Origin of the sequence: Hydrogenophaga sp. T2, from assembly GCF_049843535.1 — a bacterium.
Classification (GTDB): Bacteria; Pseudomonadota; Gammaproteobacteria; order Burkholderiales; family Burkholderiaceae_C; genus Hydrogenophaga; species Hydrogenophaga crocea.
The window spans coordinates 13,986-28,818 of record NZ_JBBHZJ010000009.1; the positions used below are offsets into that span (position 1 = coordinate 13,986).

General features: G+C 58.7%; 12 protein-coding genes and 1 pseudogene. 9 read left to right on the forward strand and 4 right to left on the reverse strand.

Annotated features, from left to right (window positions below; genetic code table 11):
• Positions 1-4: 4 nt before the first annotated feature.
• From WDZ95_RS19015 to WDZ95_RS19040, 6 genes are all read left to right on the forward strand, one after another.
• On the forward strand, positions 5-775 hold the full coding sequence (locus tag WDZ95_RS19015; RefSeq protein WP_205710704.1) for an ABC transporter ATP-binding protein: 771 nt from the start codon (positions 5-7) through the stop codon (positions 773-775).
• 43 nt (positions 776-818) lie between these two features.
• On the forward strand, positions 819-1,970 hold the full coding sequence (locus WDZ95_RS19020) for an acyl-CoA dehydrogenase family protein (protein WP_166223283.1): 1,152 nt from the start codon (positions 819-821) through the stop codon (positions 1,968-1,970).
• A gap of 98 nt (positions 1,971-2,068) precedes the next feature.
• Positions 2,069-2,764, forward strand: a complete 696-nt coding sequence (locus WDZ95_RS19025) for a TetR/AcrR family transcriptional regulator (RefSeq protein WP_425780775.1) — start codon at positions 2,069-2,071, stop codon at positions 2,762-2,764.
• 328 nt (positions 2,765-3,092) lie between these two features.
• Entirely contained in the window at positions 3,093-3,404 is a 312-nt protein-coding gene (locus WDZ95_RS19030; RefSeq protein ID WP_425781087.1) for a DUF3489 domain-containing protein, read from the forward strand.
• Positions 3,401-3,781, forward strand: coding sequence for a DUF2924 domain-containing protein (locus tag WDZ95_RS19035; RefSeq protein ID WP_166223292.1), 381 nt, complete (start codon positions 3,401-3,403; stop codon positions 3,779-3,781). The genes WDZ95_RS19030 and WDZ95_RS19035 overlap by 4 nt, the downstream gene beginning before the upstream one ends.
• Entirely contained in the window at positions 3,781-5,463 is a 1,683-nt protein-coding gene (locus WDZ95_RS19040; RefSeq protein WP_166223295.1) for a recombinase family protein, read from the forward strand. Before WDZ95_RS19035 ends, WDZ95_RS19040 begins: the two co-directional genes overlap by 1 nt.
• 415 nt (positions 5,464-5,878) lie before the next feature.
• Here WDZ95_RS19040 and WDZ95_RS19045 read toward each other — a convergent pair whose 3' ends face one another.
• The 4 genes from WDZ95_RS19045 to WDZ95_RS19060 all read right to left on the reverse strand — a co-directional run bounded on the left by WDZ95_RS19045 (position 5,879) and on the right by WDZ95_RS19060 (position 10,101).
• Positions 5,879-6,016 (reverse strand): hypothetical protein, encoded by a 138-nt coding sequence (locus WDZ95_RS19045; protein ID WP_166223298.1) that lies wholly within the window; start codon positions 6,014-6,016, stop codon positions 5,879-5,881.
• Positions 6,017-6,176: 160 nt separating this feature from the next.
• The gene (locus WDZ95_RS19050) at positions 6,177-6,929 is read right to left on the reverse strand and encodes a hypothetical protein (protein ID WP_205710705.1); all 753 of its coding nucleotides are present in this window, start codon (positions 6,927-6,929) and stop codon (positions 6,177-6,179) included.
• Positions 6,930-7,021: 92 nt separating this feature from the next.
• The gene (locus WDZ95_RS19055; RefSeq protein WP_425780778.1) at positions 7,022-8,527 is read right to left on the reverse strand and encodes an AAA family ATPase; all 1,506 of its coding nucleotides are present in this window, start codon (positions 8,525-8,527) and stop codon (positions 7,022-7,024) included.
• Positions 8,528-9,072: 545 nt separating this feature from the next.
• Positions 9,073-10,101, reverse strand: coding sequence for an AraC family transcriptional regulator ligand-binding domain-containing protein (locus WDZ95_RS19060; RefSeq protein WP_425780780.1), 1,029 nt, complete (start codon positions 10,099-10,101; stop codon positions 9,073-9,075).
• Positions 10,102-10,479: 378 nt separating this feature from the next.
• On the opposite strand from WDZ95_RS19060, the pseudogene WDZ95_RS19065 reads away from it, so the two are divergent.
• The 3 genes and pseudogenes from WDZ95_RS19065 to WDZ95_RS19075 all read left to right on the forward strand — a co-directional run.
• Positions 10,480-10,895: pseudogene (locus tag WDZ95_RS19065) on the forward strand (PAS domain S-box protein); the annotation flags it as partial.
• A 24-nt stretch (positions 10,896-10,919) separates the two neighbouring features.
• A complete protein-coding gene (locus WDZ95_RS19070; RefSeq protein WP_425781089.1) occupies positions 10,920-12,944 on the forward strand; it encodes a PAS domain S-box protein in 2,025 nt (674 codons plus the stop codon).
• A 325-nt stretch (positions 12,945-13,269) separates the two neighbouring features.
• The gene (locus WDZ95_RS19075) at positions 13,270-14,826 is read left to right on the forward strand and encodes a methyl-accepting chemotaxis protein (RefSeq protein ID WP_166223310.1); all 1,557 of its coding nucleotides are present in this window, start codon (positions 13,270-13,272) and stop codon (positions 14,824-14,826) included.
• Positions 14,827-14,833: the final 7 nt, after the last annotated feature.

Here is a 14,833-nt window from a genome sequence, read left to right on the forward strand (position 1 = left end):
TAACGTGGAAGTCCTTTACAGCGATGTGATTCTGGCTGTGAAGGGGATTACAGCGCGCGTACCACAGGGCCAGTGCGTCACGCTGCTTGGCGCCAACGGCGCGGGCAAGAGTACGACGCTCAAGGCGATTTCAAATCTGATCCGCACCGAAGATGGTCGGGTCACCGCGGGATCGATCACGCTCGACGGCACCAACATCACCGGAGCCAACCCGGTAGAGGTGGTGCGCCAGGGTCTCGTGCACGTCATGGAGGGGCGCAAGGTCCTTCGTCACATGACAGTCGAACAGAACCTGGTGGTCGGTGGGCACATGGGTAGCGGGCGAGAGGCTAAGGAAAGGCTCGACGAGGTCTATTCCCGCATCAAGCGCTTGGCCGCCCTGCGCGACCGAACCGCAGGGTATTTGTCTGGAGGCGAGCAGCAACTTCTGGTGATTGGTCGCGCATTGATGTCCCAGCCCAAGCTGGTGATGATCGATGAACCATCGCTCGGATTGGCCCCCTTGATGGTGGAGGAGGTGTACGGCCTTCTTTCCGACTTGAAAGCCAGCGGTCTGACTTTGCTGATCGTTGAGCAGAACACCCGCGTTGCGCTCGAACTCGCGGACTACGGCTATGTGATGGAGAGCGGCCGCATCGTGTTGGAGGGGCCTTCTGGTCAGCTCAAGAGCAATGAGGATGTTCGCGAGTTCTACCTCGGCTTGACGGTGGAGGGGGAGCGCAAGAGCTTTCGGGACATGAAGCACTATCGTCGCCGCAAGCGCTGGCTCGGTTGAACTGTATTTTTTGACACAAAGAAGTTAAATCCAAGGACATCAGATGAGCAGTGTTTCCAACGCTTTCCTCAGCGAACAAGAGGTCATGATTCGGGAATCCGCGCGCCGCGTAGCGCAGGAGGTGGTGGCTGTCACGGCGGCGCAGCGAGACCAAAGCAGTGAATGGCCCCATGCCGAAATCCAGTCCGTGGCCGAATTGGGGTTTATGGGCATGCTGGCCCCTCAGTCGTATGGGGGTGCAGGACTTTCTTTTGTTGAGTATTGCTTGGCCATCGAGGAATTCGCCGCAGCAGATGGCGGCTTTGCCACGATGATGCACGTGCACAACTCATCAGCGCATGTCTTATGCAATTTTGGCACTGAGGAGCAGAAGGCTCAACACCTGCCTGGTCTGGCCTCGGCCAAGAACATCGGTGCATTCCTGCTGTCAGAACCACATGCCGGGTCGGATACCGCTGCCATCCGAACATCTGCTAAGCGCGATGGCGATCACTATGTGATCAACGGCAGCAAGCAATGGATTTCCAATGGCAGCGAAGCGGGGTTCGCTTTTGTGGTGGCAGCCACTGGCGAGCCTGGATCGCGCAATCGATTCAGTCTGTTCATTGCTGACCCCAAGGATCCGGGTTATCAGGTGCTCCGAATCGAGAACAAGCTCGGGCAGCACACGGCTCACACTGCCCAGATTCAGCTGGACAACCTGCGCGTTCCGGCCGGCAATCTGGTGGGCGAAGAGGGGAGGGGATACGGAAAGGCCCTGTCGCTTTTGTCTGATGGGCGAATCGCGATTGCCGCCCTGGCCATTGGTGTCGCACGTGCGGCGCTTGAAGCGGCCATTCGTTACGCCAAAGATCGGGAGGCCTACGGTAAGCCGATTTCGGCACTCCAGGCCGTCAGCTTTGATCTGGCCGACATGGCGATGCAGGTCGAGGTGGCCCGGCAGTACATGATCTATGCCGCGCGCCGGCGAGATGCGGGACTTCCCTCAGACAAAGAGGCTTCGATTGCGAAACTGTATGCCAGCGAGATGGCAGAGAAAGTCTGTTCGGCGGCCATCCAAGTTCATGGCGGCTACGGCTACGTGTCGGACTTTCCGGTGGAGCGCTATTACCGAGATGTTCGTGTGACCAAGATCTACGAAGGCACCAGCCACATCCAGAAGCTGATCATCGCCCGCCAGATCTTGGCTGAATGAGTACCTGGGCACGCTGCCGAGGGCGGCTGCCCGGACTCGTTAGATATCATGGCTCACTCTCCAGTTTCTACCCCTAGCAAAGCACGACGTCTGATCTTATGAGCCAATCCATCGACGCAGAACCGAAGCCACGGGCGCGTTCAGCGACCAAGCGCACCACCAAGGGGGCGAGGTGGAACAATGCTGTCAGTGGTGCGGATGAGCAGTACGAACTCAAGCGGCAGGCCGTGATTGCCGAAGCATCCAAAGCCTTTGGGCGCCATGGGTCACAGAACGTCTCTCTGGACGAAATTGCCAAGGCCCTCAACGTTACCAAGCCTGCGCTCTACTACTACTTCAAGAGTAAGCAGGAGCTCATTTACGAGTGCCATGAACTGGCGATGAAGATTGGCGATCAGGTGTTGAAGGACGCGATTGCCTCAGAGTCCACTGGATATGGTCGGGTCACGGCTTTCATCCGGAATTACATCTCACACCTGACGGATCAGATGGGTGCTCCGGCGATCCTGCACGACTTCTCCGCCATGACGCCGGCAGATCGCAAGAAGATCACCGTGCGCAGAAGGAAGTTCGACCTCCAGCTCCGCAACATTATTGAAGAGGGCATTCGCGACGGTTCAATCGCCCCCTGTGATGCACGGCTCGCGGTATTCTGGTTTATGGGAGCGATCAGTTCCATTTCGCAGTGGTACCACGCCGATGGCAGCCTCACTGGCGACCAGGTGGCGGAGGTGTTCATCCGCTTCCTGGCCGATGGCATCCGTCAGCGGGCGACGAATCCGGTTCTCATCTGAGCCGGGAGGGCGAACGCCCGCTTCATTGGCGAGAACGTTCGCGACCAGCAGGCATTCGCGATACGGTGTCGGCGGTGCGCGCCATCAACCGTGAACTTCTCTGTTTCGGGTAAGCAAGCTTATCGCCTCAATCATTACCAATCACCACGGGTACTGCCTCTACGGCTTGAATCACAACTGATGTAGAGCGTTACTACCTCCGTGTCGCTGTATGGCATAGGAGATTTACGTGAAACGAACTGCATCGACCGCAGCTAAGCCCAACTCTGCAAAGACCAAACCGAAGACATCAGCCGCTAAGCTCGCGCCATCTCGATCTCTCTCGAGGGTGGTTGTAGCGCACTCGTCCAAGAAGGCTGGCAGGCAGCCAAACTCGAAAGCTGAACTGGTTGCGCAAGCGCAACCTCATGGAGCCGCTTCCGGAGAAGGTCCATCGAGCAAGCAATCGCAAGTGATTGCTTTGCTCAAGTCAGGCGCCGGGGCCTCAATGGCCCAGTTGATTGAGGTGACCGGCTGGGTGCCGCACACCGTTCGAGCAATGATCAGCACGGCTTTGCGCAGGCGGCTTGGCCTGAATGTTGAGCTGAAAGTTGAAAACGGTGTGCGCGTCTACCGGATCGTGGAGGTGGCCGGCCAATGACGGAGCTGGAAGTTATCCGGACGGCCAGCCGGGATCTCCTCGTGACCCGGTGGCAGGTGCGTTTCAACGTCAATCCACCACCCCGGGTTCACACCGAGCTGTTGCGCCGCGTTTTGGCCTGGCATGTCCAAGTCGAGGCCACTGGTCAGAAGGTGACCTTGCATCGTCCTAGCTCTGCATCGGTAGATCGGACAAGGTCGCTACTTACGCCAGGCACTCGGTTGTTGCGGGAGTGGCGTGGCACTACCCATGAGGTCTCGGTCTGTCCCGATGGGTTCGACTACGCAGGGAAGACCTACAAGAGCCTCTCTGCCATCGCTCGTGCCATTACCGGTACACCTTGGTCAGGTCCCGCGTTCTTTGGGATCAAGCGCTGATGGCGGCCAAAAAGTCAGGGAGTCTTTCTGCTCCCCAGGTCGATCCCTCGCTGGCTTGCGCGATTTACACACGCAAGTCGTCGGAGGAGGGCCTGGAGCAGGACTTCAACTCCCTTCACGCCCAGCGTGAGGCGTGTGAGGCTTTCGTGCTGAGCCAGAAGAGCCTGGGCTGGACCCTCATGCCGACCGCCTACGACGATGGTGGGTTTTCCGGCGGCAACGTCGAGCGACCCGCCCTCAAACGCCTCATCGCCGACATCGAAGCGGGCAAGGTCAAGGTGATCGTGGTCTACAAGGTCGATCGCTTGACCCGGTCGCTGGCTGACTTCGCCAAGCTGGTGGACCTGTTCGATGCCAAAGGCGTTTCCTTCGTCTCGGTGACCCAGCAGTTCAACACCACCACCTCCATGGGGCGCCTGACGCTCAACGTCTTGCTGTCCTTCGCTCAGTTCGAGCGCGAGGTGACCGGTGAGCGCATCCGCGACAAGATTGCCGCCTCCAAGAGAAAAGGCTTGTGGATGGGTGGTGTGCCACCGGTTGGCTACCTGGCCAAAGGACGCACGCTCGACCCCGAGGAGCCCCATGCAAGTCGTGTCCGAGAGATCTACGACTTGTATCTCAAGCTCAACTGCGTGCGCTTAGTCGCGGCAGAACTGAAGGCGCGGGGATGGTTGACGCCAGAGCGTGAAAACAAGCGTAAGGGGTTTGGTGGGAACCGGGCTTTCAGCCGCGGGCACCTCTACCGGATCTTAGGTAACCCGATCTATGCGGGCATGGTCTGCCACAAGGGCGAGAACTTTCCCGGGATGCATCCGGCCATCGTCGAGATGGATCTTTGGACGCAGGTCCAGCAGCGGCTGGAGGCCAATCGACAAGGTCACAAGACCCAGGTTAAGGCGAAGAATCCCAGCCCATTGAGCGGCAAGCTGTTTGATGAAACGGGTCGCCGGCTAATCCCATCCCACACCCGAAAGGCCAACAAGCGGTACCGTTACTACGTGACACCGATAGACGACCCAGGGGAGCCTATCCGACTACCTGCGGATGATCTGGAACAGCTCATCGTCCAGGCCATCGTGAATTGGTCTTCAAACGACAAGGAGGTACTGAATGCCGTGGGATGGAAGGACGCCAAGAGGGCGGCCGATGCCTTGAAGGAGGCGAAGCATCTGGCCACAGTCTTGCAGCACAAGCCGAAGACAGAACTGGCTTCCCGAATTGCTCGGGTCGAGGTAACTCCCAGCCTGGTGAGGATTTGGCTCAATCTGGCGAGTTCCGGGCTGCGCAAGGATGGCTTGGGACCTAAAGAAGCCATCATTGAGGTGGCTGCTGAGCGCAAGCGCAGCGGCATGGCTGTGCGGCTGGTCATCGGTGACCAGCGCCCCGGCAAACTGCAGATGCGTTCTCCTGATCCGACCCTGGTGTCCTTGATGACCAAAGGAAAGACCTGGTTGCAGCAGTTCACACAAGGCGGGCAGGCGATCGAGACCATTGCCGAGCGCGAAAAGCTCAGCTCCCGATATGTAAACCGGGTTATCAACGTCGCGCTGCTGGCGCCTGACATCGTGCAGGCGATCGAGCGAGGAGACCACCCGGAGGATCTGAACGTGACCAAGCTAATCACGACAGTGCCATTTCCTGTGGACTGGGATCAGCAGCGACAGCTATTGGGGATCGGATGACCAAGTCAGCCTTCGCGTGTTTGCTTGGGGTACATCGTTCCTGCCTGACGCGATACGAGAGCGAGGAGCTTGGGGCGCCACCGAAGGTCATCAACGATTGCCTGCGTGCAATAGCAGCACACCTGAATCCCATCTCAAGCGCAAGACCGCCGCTGGCGCAAGCACTTCACCACGCACGACAGGGGGTGGAGCTACTAGAGCGCGCTACCCCGTCGTAAGCGTTCGATGGAACACCTGAAAGATGGCGATCGAGCACAACCGGTCCAGGATATGAGTGTTGGATAGACCCCGCTGACTGCGGATATGACTGACGAACGACAGACGCCATCACACGGCCCGCCACACATCGATCAGGTCGGCTTGGGCGTCATAGATGCCGATCGCAGGCAAGAGACCAGTGCCAGCTCGTACCAACCTAGACGTCGAAATCCGCATGCGAAGCCACGGCCGTCATCAATACGGCGATCCAGTGGATCGCGACCATAAGCCGCATCACGATCTGCGGCCCGAAGGGAAAGAAATGCTCTCGCATCTTGGCCACCAGCAGCCACATAAGAACGGCAGTCCGACGGGATCTCGCTCACCTCATCGTTGCCTCGCTCGTTGTACCCCTCGATGAGATTGAGCTTGCGAAAATTCGCGTCGATCAGTTGCCACAGTGCATCCGCCGTGCCAGCGGGCTTGTACAACGCGAATGTGGCCCCTACACTGCGTCAGTTCGCTGCAATCCAGTCATCGAAATCCGCATGCGCAGCCACGGCCTCCATCAACACAGCGATCCAGTGGTTGCGACCATAAACCGCTGCACGATCTGCGGCCTGCAGGGAAAGAAATGCTCTCGCATCTTGGCCACCAGCAGCCACATAGGAACGGCAGTCCGACAGGATCTCGCTCACCTCATCGTTGCCTCGCTCGTTGTACCTTTCGATGAGATTGAGCTTGCGAAAATGCGAGTCGATCAACTGCCACAGTGCATCCGCCATGCCGGCGGGCCTGCGCAACGCGAACGTTGCCCCTACACCTTTTAAAGCTGGGTTCTTATGCAGCATCACTTGGATGAACGGCTCATCGGGCAAGTGATCTGAATAGGCATGCAAGTACTGCCGGCGGCCAGCCGCGCAAAGCCAATCGTCGTTCTTGATCGAATTGCAGATTGAGCAGCAGGGAACCAGGTTCAGCGGGTGCACAGAGAACTCTGGAAACTTTTCCGCAGGCAAGTAGTGGTCGAACGTTTTGGGCAGTGTGGTCCCGCACATCGGGCAGTACTTCAGGCGCCGTTCGGGCTGCTCGGCTTTGATGTCCCGCTTGAGTTCTTTAAGCGGCTGGGTGGCTCCGCCATAACACGCGCGCAGCGCTTCGCTGATCTGCCGGGCCTGGACGTTGGGTTGCAGGCTCTCCAACGCACCAAGCGCAACAGCTTGCGCATGGTCCTGGTACCTTTGGGTCAGTAGGGCGTGGTTGGCCACCAGTAGGCCTCGTGTTCCATGGTGCTTGCTGTCGCGGATAGACACATATCGACCAAGGTAATTCGCGGGCTCGGGCAGCGGACTCAGAGGCTTCACCGATTGCCCCCTGCCTTTTTGCCGTACTGCGCCAGGAGATAGGCCTGTGCAGACAGACTCAAGCCCTGCTCAAAACGTGCTATGACCTGCTGAACCGATTCGGTCTGTGCAAGCTCCTTGAGCGTGCGGCGATACACACTGTCCACCTCATCGGTCTCGAACACATGCCGCGTCAACTCCGTGACGCTTTCCCCGAAGCTCTCAAGACCCAGGGGTTCGGCTTCGGTCACGTTGCCCATGCGCTGGAACATGAGCACCCGTTTAGCCGGAATCTCCTGGATGACGATCGGCGAGTGGGTGGCGACAACGGCATAGGAATCTGATTCCTCGAGAATGTCCGAGAGAACGAGGAACAGGCTGGCCACAGCGTTGGGGTGCAGATGGGTCTCCGGTTCGTCAAACAACACGATGGAGTTGGGCTGAATCCAAGCCAGTAGAGCCGTGACGAAGTGCGCAAGTATCGATTGCCCTGAGCTGAGCAACGACAGCGCTTTGTCCTCCAGGTTGTCCGAGCCGATTTCATCCTCCAGGTCCATCGTCAGCTGAGCGCTCAGGTCGCCCAGAATCGCCTGCATGTAGCTTGTCCATTTGCGCTGGTCACCGCGCTCGCGGATACGCGCCTGATTGGCGCGGTAGCTATCGATCAAGGCGCTGCGCGAGAGGATGCCCTTGTCGTTGCGGATACCGCAGTACACGTAACTGCTGGAACTGTCCTGGTGCGGTCTCTTGAAGCGGTCAAACGCGCTGTAGGAAATTGCGATGACCCGCGTGAAAAGTGGCCGACCCAGCGGGAACCGTGTCTCGCGCTCATTCAGTTTTTCGGCCGAAGTCCGGGCGATCTGCGCCAGATCGGCAGCCAGGCTCGCCATGAACCGCGTCTTACCCACCGCGTTGCGGCCGATGATGCCCACGATGCGCCCGGGCACAGGATCCTCCGCGTAGAAAGCGAAACGCGCAGTGACCTCTGCTTCGGCCCCCTCGATGGCCCCGACGTAAGTGAAATCCAGTTTCTCAGTGACTTTCACGCCGGAAGCCCAGGGCCTGCCAAAGCGGCGCGCTCGGTGAGCTCCGTTTTCGCGCATCAGGGCGTTTCGGAATCCGGAAGTTGGCTCGAAATCGGCCGCCAGCGCCGGAAGCCAGGCGATGTCCCGCAAGGCCGTCAAAACGTCGCCGGCTTGCGCTCCCATGAGCTCATGAAGGCCCTTGTAATAGTCATCGTCCTGCCCGAGAGAGACGAACGAATCGTCCAACGCTTGGAACGACTCAGGCAGCACAGTGCTCTTGGCCAACCCAATCGCTTCACCAGGAGCACTGACCCGCTGAAGGACCTTCAGCGTTCCAAGGTGTGTTTGATAATTTTTTTCATCGACATAGGTCAGGTGAAACTGCACCTGGTAGCCAAAATCGTTCCAGGCATCTGTCCTCACGACCATGAGCGGGCGAGGTGCGGCAGGCAATACCTCTCGACGACTCAAGACAACGAATCTCAGCTTCTCAGACAAAACAGTCCTCCCATTTGTTAACCAGAATCAGTCCATTGGAGACAGCCCCGTCTTGCAGCCAAGCAGCATCCTACGTTGATTGTTCAAATGCTATGCCGCACAGAATCCCGCAAGGACAGCAAGCGGTACAGAAGCTCGAAGCTACTACAACGCCGTCTGCCAGACTGAATCGTCCCGGGGCGATTCACCTAGAGCAGACGGGTCCTACTGTCCAGCTGAACATCGACTGGCACACACGGGACCCAATTACGACCAACTCTGCTGTCACGGCAGAAGAATGGAAAAACGTGCGGGCGGGGCGATACGAGTTAGGGATGAGTGAGGCGGCAGTGCGTCTTATTTTGGGGAGCCCCGCAAAAGTTAACAGAACAAGCCTGGAAGGGCTGGACCTTGAGCAGCATGTCTATCCTGGCATCTTGAGCGGAAAGACAAAATATTTTTACTACGAGAACGGAGTGCTCAGAGTCATTCAAGACTAAGCGAAGCTCAAGAGCAAGTTCCAAGCGACGCGGCTTGCTCCGGAGTTTGAATCGCCCTGGGGCGACTCATTCCTTCAATAGTCCGTTCTTGGTCCCCAGTCTGTACGCCGAAGGAGACATGTCATACCAGCGGCGAAAGGCTCGACTGAAGTTGGATTCACTCAGATACCCCAGTTGCTGGGCGATCGAACTGACCGGCTCTGACGTGTGCCCGAGCAGCCAGGTCGCCCGCTCTCTGCGCTGTTCTTCTTGCAACTGCCGGTGAGACTTTCCACTCTTCTTCAAGTGACGCCCGAGCGTCGAGGTTGACACGCCCAATTCCTTAGCCAACTCGTGCGCACTCTGCCAGCGGAACTCTGGATCTTGCTGCAGCGCCGTCAGGCGGTTGTGCAAAGTCGTACTTGCCGATAGTCGCTTTACCTCTTGCACAGCCAGCGCACGAGTGGCCTCGTGCGTTACCTTGTTACCCGTGGGGTTGGCGCGATTCAGAAGTCCATCTGGAATCCAGAACGCCATGCGCCCGCAGTTGAACTCAACCTGCCCAGCAATTTTTTCGTAGAACGTCCGCCAAGGAGGAGCAGACCAAGGGACTTGAAGCCGAGCCCCCTCGCGCGAGCCCGGGACAGTTTCAGAAATGATTCGACCGAAGACGCCCACGGTGTAGTCGAGCACGAAGGCATGCAAGTCGCCCAGAGGACGTGTCGAGTCGATCACCACCCAAATGCCGCCGTCTGCCTCCACCAGCATGTCTCGCAAAAACGCCGAAACCAAGATCACAAAGCATTGCGTTGCCTGAAGCGCTTGCCGGAGGTCTTCGGCAGAGGCTATCAGTAGCCCTACCAGTCCCAGGTCTGTCAGGGGAGCCTCCCATCCGCATTCAAGCGCCAAGGTTGGGCGCCCCACGACGCCCTGGCAGGCAGACACAAATTGGCGGATGACATCCAGAGAGATCAAGTCCTCTCGATCTGAAAGTAGCTCTGGAGAAAGGCCGGCCGCAGCCAACAAAGCTTTCGAGTCGTGCCCCTCTCTGAGAAGCTTTGCACACACGCGGCGAACATTGATGGGGTAGATGCCGACCTGTCCAGCTTTTGGCATGTTCATTTTTCCGCAAACATCAGGCCATTTTTTGCTCTCTTGCTAATGACTTTGCTATTCATTTTTTGTCTAAATTTGGCGGATAAAGAATACAAAACATTCGGCAAACGTCAAGAGATTTTTTGTCGGCCATGATTTTGGCAAAAAAGAGCGCTAAAGTATTATTCAACTATAGGGCTCACACCATAAGCTCCAGTGACGAGTCAATTTTATAGGCCGGCGCCGATTTTTGTCATCATTCATTTTTGATCATATTTCGAGACTCAACTTGCGCAGTTTGTATATAAGTCGAAAAATCGACCGATACCTATTCACGCAACATAGCCTCGAATTTGCCGAAGATTGGCCCGGGGTCTAGCTTCGAAAACTTGAGTAGGCATGCACGACCATCCCACTAAATACTCCTGCCCGCTCCACGAAAAGCAATTGGATCGAGGCGTCGTCTCACGCCTGTTGGCATCTGTGCGACGACTTCTGACAAGCTCTGGTGAGGGGGCTATCGCCGCGCTGGAGCAGTCAATCGACGCCGTCATCACTATCGATGCGAACAATAGAGTCACCTTCTACAACTCTGCGGCCGAGCGCCTGTGGGGCTATCAGCGCCAGGAGGTCATCGGGCGAAACGTGAGCATGCTGGTGCCCCCCAATGGCGACGCGAACACGACAGCTACATCGCCCGCAACCGCGAGGGGCAGCCCGACCGCATCGTGGGCACATTCCGAGAAGTGCCGGTTGAGCGCGCCGACGGGCAACGACGCTGGGTGTCGCTGGCCATCTCGCGCATTACATTGGGGCGCGGCATTGGCTACACCGCCTTCGTGCGCGATGTCACCGCCGATCGGGATTCTCGCGAGATGATACGTCAGACCCTGGAGCAGGCGGTGGACTCGGTCATCACCGTGGATGACCAGATGCGCATCACTTTTTGCAACGCCTCGGCGCAGCAGCTGTGGCAACGCCCCTGCGCTGAATTGGTGGGCCAGAACTTGCGCGTGTTGCTCCACGACAGCTTGGTGGACGAGTACGACCGGGCGCTGGCGCAATCGCCCAAGGAAGTGCTGGAGCAATTCATCGGCCCTGGCCGTGACATGCCCATCAAGTGCCTGGGCAGGCAAGACACCTGGGGCCGGATGTCGCTGTCGCGCGTGCAGGTGGACGAACGCGTCAGCTACACCGCCTTCGTGCGCGACATCACCGAGAGCCGGCGCGACAAGCAGTCTCTGCTGGAGAGCGAATATCGAATGCGGACTCTGTTGGAGAGCCTACCCAACGTGGCCATCCAGGGCTACAGCACCGACTTGCGGGTGAGCTACTGGAACCGCGCCTCTGAGCACCTGTTCGGCCACACGGCAGCACAAGCCATGGGCCGGTACCTGTCTGAATTGATCCTGCCGCCAGCCGAGCACGCAGCCTTGCTGCACGACATGCGCGACATGGTGGCGCGAGGCCGCCCCTTACCTCCGCGGGAAATGAACCTGCGCCGCCAGAACGGCGAAGAGGTTCCCGTGCTGCTCAGCCTTCTATGCCTGCCCTTGGCCGAGGGCGTCAATGAGCTATACGCGGTGCAGGTCGATCTGTCCGATCGCTATGCAGCCGAGGCGTTGCAGCTCAAGCTGCAGACCAAGCTGCGCGAGTCACAGAAGATGGAAGCACTGGGCACGCTTGCTTCGGGCGTAGCCCATGACTTCAACAATATCGTCGCCGCCATCCTGGGCAATGTAGAGATGGCCCTGCTAGACGTGCAGGCTGAGCATCCCGCTCGTGTCTCCCTGTACGAGGTGCGCAAAGCAGGGCGCCGCGCGCGCAACCTGGTGCAACAGATCCTGGCTTTCGGCCGGCAGCAGGTGGCCAGTCGCGAGCGCATGGCCTGGCGCCCTTTCCTGAATGGCGCCGAGCAGATGCTACGCAGCAGCCTGCCCCAGGGAGTGGCCTTGCACATCGAGGTCGCGCCTGACGCACCCGATGTGCTCGCCGATTTCACACAACTGGAGCAAGTGCTGCTCAACTTGTGCATCAATGCCGGGCACGCGGTGGAAAGCCTAGAGCATGGGCGCATTGAGGTGATGGTGCAACGCGGTGAGCAAGCGCCAGAACCCGGGCGTCTGCGAGTGCTGGAAGGTGGTGCCCATGAGAGTGGTTCCTGGGCGCTTCTTACCGTTCGAGACAACGGCGTGGGCATGGACATTGAGACCCAGCGCCGCATCTTCGAGCCTTTCTTCACCACCAAACCAACGGGTAAGGGCACGGGCCTCGGCTTGCCAGTGGTACACGGCGTCTTGCGCGAGCACGACGCCACCTTGGACATCGACAGCGTCCCTGGCCTGGGCACCGCGTTCACTATTGGTTTGCCTGGTCTGTCTGGCCTGTCCAGCAAGCTGGAGCCCAGTCGCTCTACAGGCTCCAGCGCGTCGGCCATCGCAGCCGACACGAAGCCGTTGCTTTCGGAGCGAAAAGCCCGCGTGGTGTATGTCGACGACGACGAAGTTCTCACCTTTTTGATGGAGCGCCTGTTCGTGCGTGCGGGCTATCAGATCAATACCTTTAACGACCCTATGGTCGCACTGGACTGGATCGCCCGCCCGGATACGCAGGTAGACCTCATCCTCACTGACTACAACATGCCTCGCACCAACGGTATCGAATTCGCCCGAGCGCTGCGGGCCGCCGGTACAAATATCCCGGTGGCCATCATCACAGGACACATCACGGAGGTTCTGCGACAGCAGGCCGATCAACTGGGTGTGTACGGCATCGTCTACAAACCCGACAGTGCTGACGGCATGTTCCAGGAAATCGACCGCATGGTGGGTGAGTTGATGTTGCATGCAGATAGTCAAGCCTAAACGTTAACACCTGTGACGATTGAGCAGCCAAAACACGGATGACGATCTCATGCCTCGTGCGTCAAGGTGGACAACCTAACCCATCTACTCATAGGCGGTGGCCCAAATGCACGCCTCTGCCGCATTAAGAAAGTGCTCAGGCGCCCAACTCCATCGGAGGCTGAAATTTTTTGTACCCAGTTAGGTTCCCTCCTTCTCTAAATCTGCCAAATCGGCCTCGAAGCACCATTGGGGTGATTGCCGAGGAGAGCAGGTCGTCGATTGATTTGAAGAACTTGCAATGTTTCTCGTTAAACAAAAATCACATGCACTTTGGAGTTGAATCATGCCCTTAAATCGCAAACTTCTATTGATTAACGGCATTTTGATAGCCCTCCTGGTCGCCCTGAGCGCGAGTGTCTGGTTTGCCATGGGCAAGGTGGCTGGCGATGCCGCGCGCATCAACAACGACAACGTGCCCGCACTGCTGACCATAGCGGACATGGAGCTCAACGTCACCCGCACCTCGCTGCAGTTGCGCCACGGCATCCTGGCGCGCGACTCGCAGGAGCGCGATGAAGCTCTGGCCGATATCTCCACCAAAAAGGTCTTGCTGGCCAAGCTGCTAAGCCAGTTGGTAAAGGATAACGCCGCCCCAGAAGACGGCGAGTCCGTGCAATCGCTCGCCAGGCTGCTCGATTCCTTCTGGCAGGAAGGCGAGGCCAACGTCGCGCTCATTCAGCAAGGCCGTAAGGAAGAGGCTTTCGCCTACTTGGTGGACCGCACCATTCCCGCCCGCAATGCCCTCCTCAAGCCATTGGGCGAGCAGAAGCTTCGTCTAAGCCAGGAACTTAGCGCTAACGTGGAGGGCGTGCGCTCCATGGCTACGCTCGATCGCAACTTGGTGGTGGGCGCAGCCCTGCTCATCACCCTGGCCCTGACCGGCCTGGCCATGTTCTTGATGCGCATTACACGCGAACTCGGCGCTGACCCGCATGTCCTTAAGGCTGCTGCCGATGCCGTGGCCCACGGCGATCTCACCATCGACATCCCTTTGCGCCCAGGCGACACCACCAGCGTGATGGCCGCCCTGCGCGCAATGGTGGCTCGGCTTGAAGAGTCAGTGCGCGGCGTGCGTCAAAGCGCCGAGAGCGTGTCTCTGGCCAGTGGCGAGATCGCCTCCGGCAACTCCGATCTCTCCGCACGTACCGAAAGCCAGGCCAGCGCCTTGGAAGAGACTTCAGCCTCTACCGAGCAACTGCGCTCCGCCGTGCGCAGCACCGCTGACAACGCCGCCCTGGTCAATGAAGCGGCTCGCACCGCCAATGCCTTGGCCGGAGAGAGCGGTCAAACCGTGGCTAAAGTGGTGACCACCATGTACGGTATCGAAGAGAGCAGCCGTCGCATTCAAGACATCATCGGAGTGATTGAGAGCATCGCCTTCCAGACCAACATCCTAGCGCTCAACGCGGCAGTGGAGGCCGCTCGCGCCGGCGAACAAGGCCGCGGCTTCGCCGTCGTAGCCAGCGAGGTGCGCTCGCTCGCCCAGCGTTCTGCCACCGCTGCCAATGAAATCAAGCAGCTCATCGAAGCCAGCGGCGAGCGCGTCCAACAAGGTACAGACATGGTGGCCCAAGCCCAAGAGGTAATGCAGCGCATGGTGGCCTCCATCAGCGAGGTCTCGCAGTTGGTGGAATCCATCAGCCTGGCCAGCCGCGAGCAGAGCGCCGGGCTTGACCAAGTGGGTCAGGCAGTCAGCCAGATGGACCAGTCTACCCAGCAGAACGCCGCCATGGTCGAGCAGATGGCCGCCGCTGCCGCCAATCTCTCTACCCAGGCTACCGGCCTGCTCGAGACCGTCTCCACCTTTCAACTACGCCCAAACGGCATAGGTCAAGACTAGCAAGGGA

Excerpts from the sequence above, each read along its gene's own strand:
- WDZ95_RS19020 (WP_166223283.1), top strand. The coding sequence starts at position 819 with ATGAGCAGTGTTTCCAACGCTTTCCTCAGCGAACAAGAGGTCATGATT.
- WDZ95_RS19025 (WP_425780775.1), top strand. The coding sequence starts at position 2,069 with ATGAGCCAATCCATCGACGCAGAACCGAAGCCACGGGCGCGTTCAGCG.
- WDZ95_RS19035 (WP_166223292.1), top strand. The coding sequence starts at position 3,401 with ATGACGGAGCTGGAAGTTATCCGGACGGCCAGCCGGGATCTCCTCGTG.
- WDZ95_RS19040 (WP_166223295.1), top strand. The coding sequence starts at position 3,781 with ATGGCGGCCAAAAAGTCAGGGAGTCTTTCTGCTCCCCAGGTCGATCCC.
- WDZ95_RS19045 (WP_166223298.1), bottom strand. The coding sequence starts at position 6,016 with ATGTGGCTGCTGGTGGCCAAGATGCGAGAGCATTTCTTTCCCTTCGGG.
- WDZ95_RS19060 (WP_425780780.1), bottom strand. The coding sequence starts at position 10,101 with ATGCCAAAAGCTGGACAGGTCGGCATCTACCCCATCAATGTTCGCCGC.
- WDZ95_RS19075 (WP_166223310.1), top strand. The coding sequence starts at position 13,270 with ATGCCCTTAAATCGCAAACTTCTATTGATTAACGGCATTTTGATAGCC.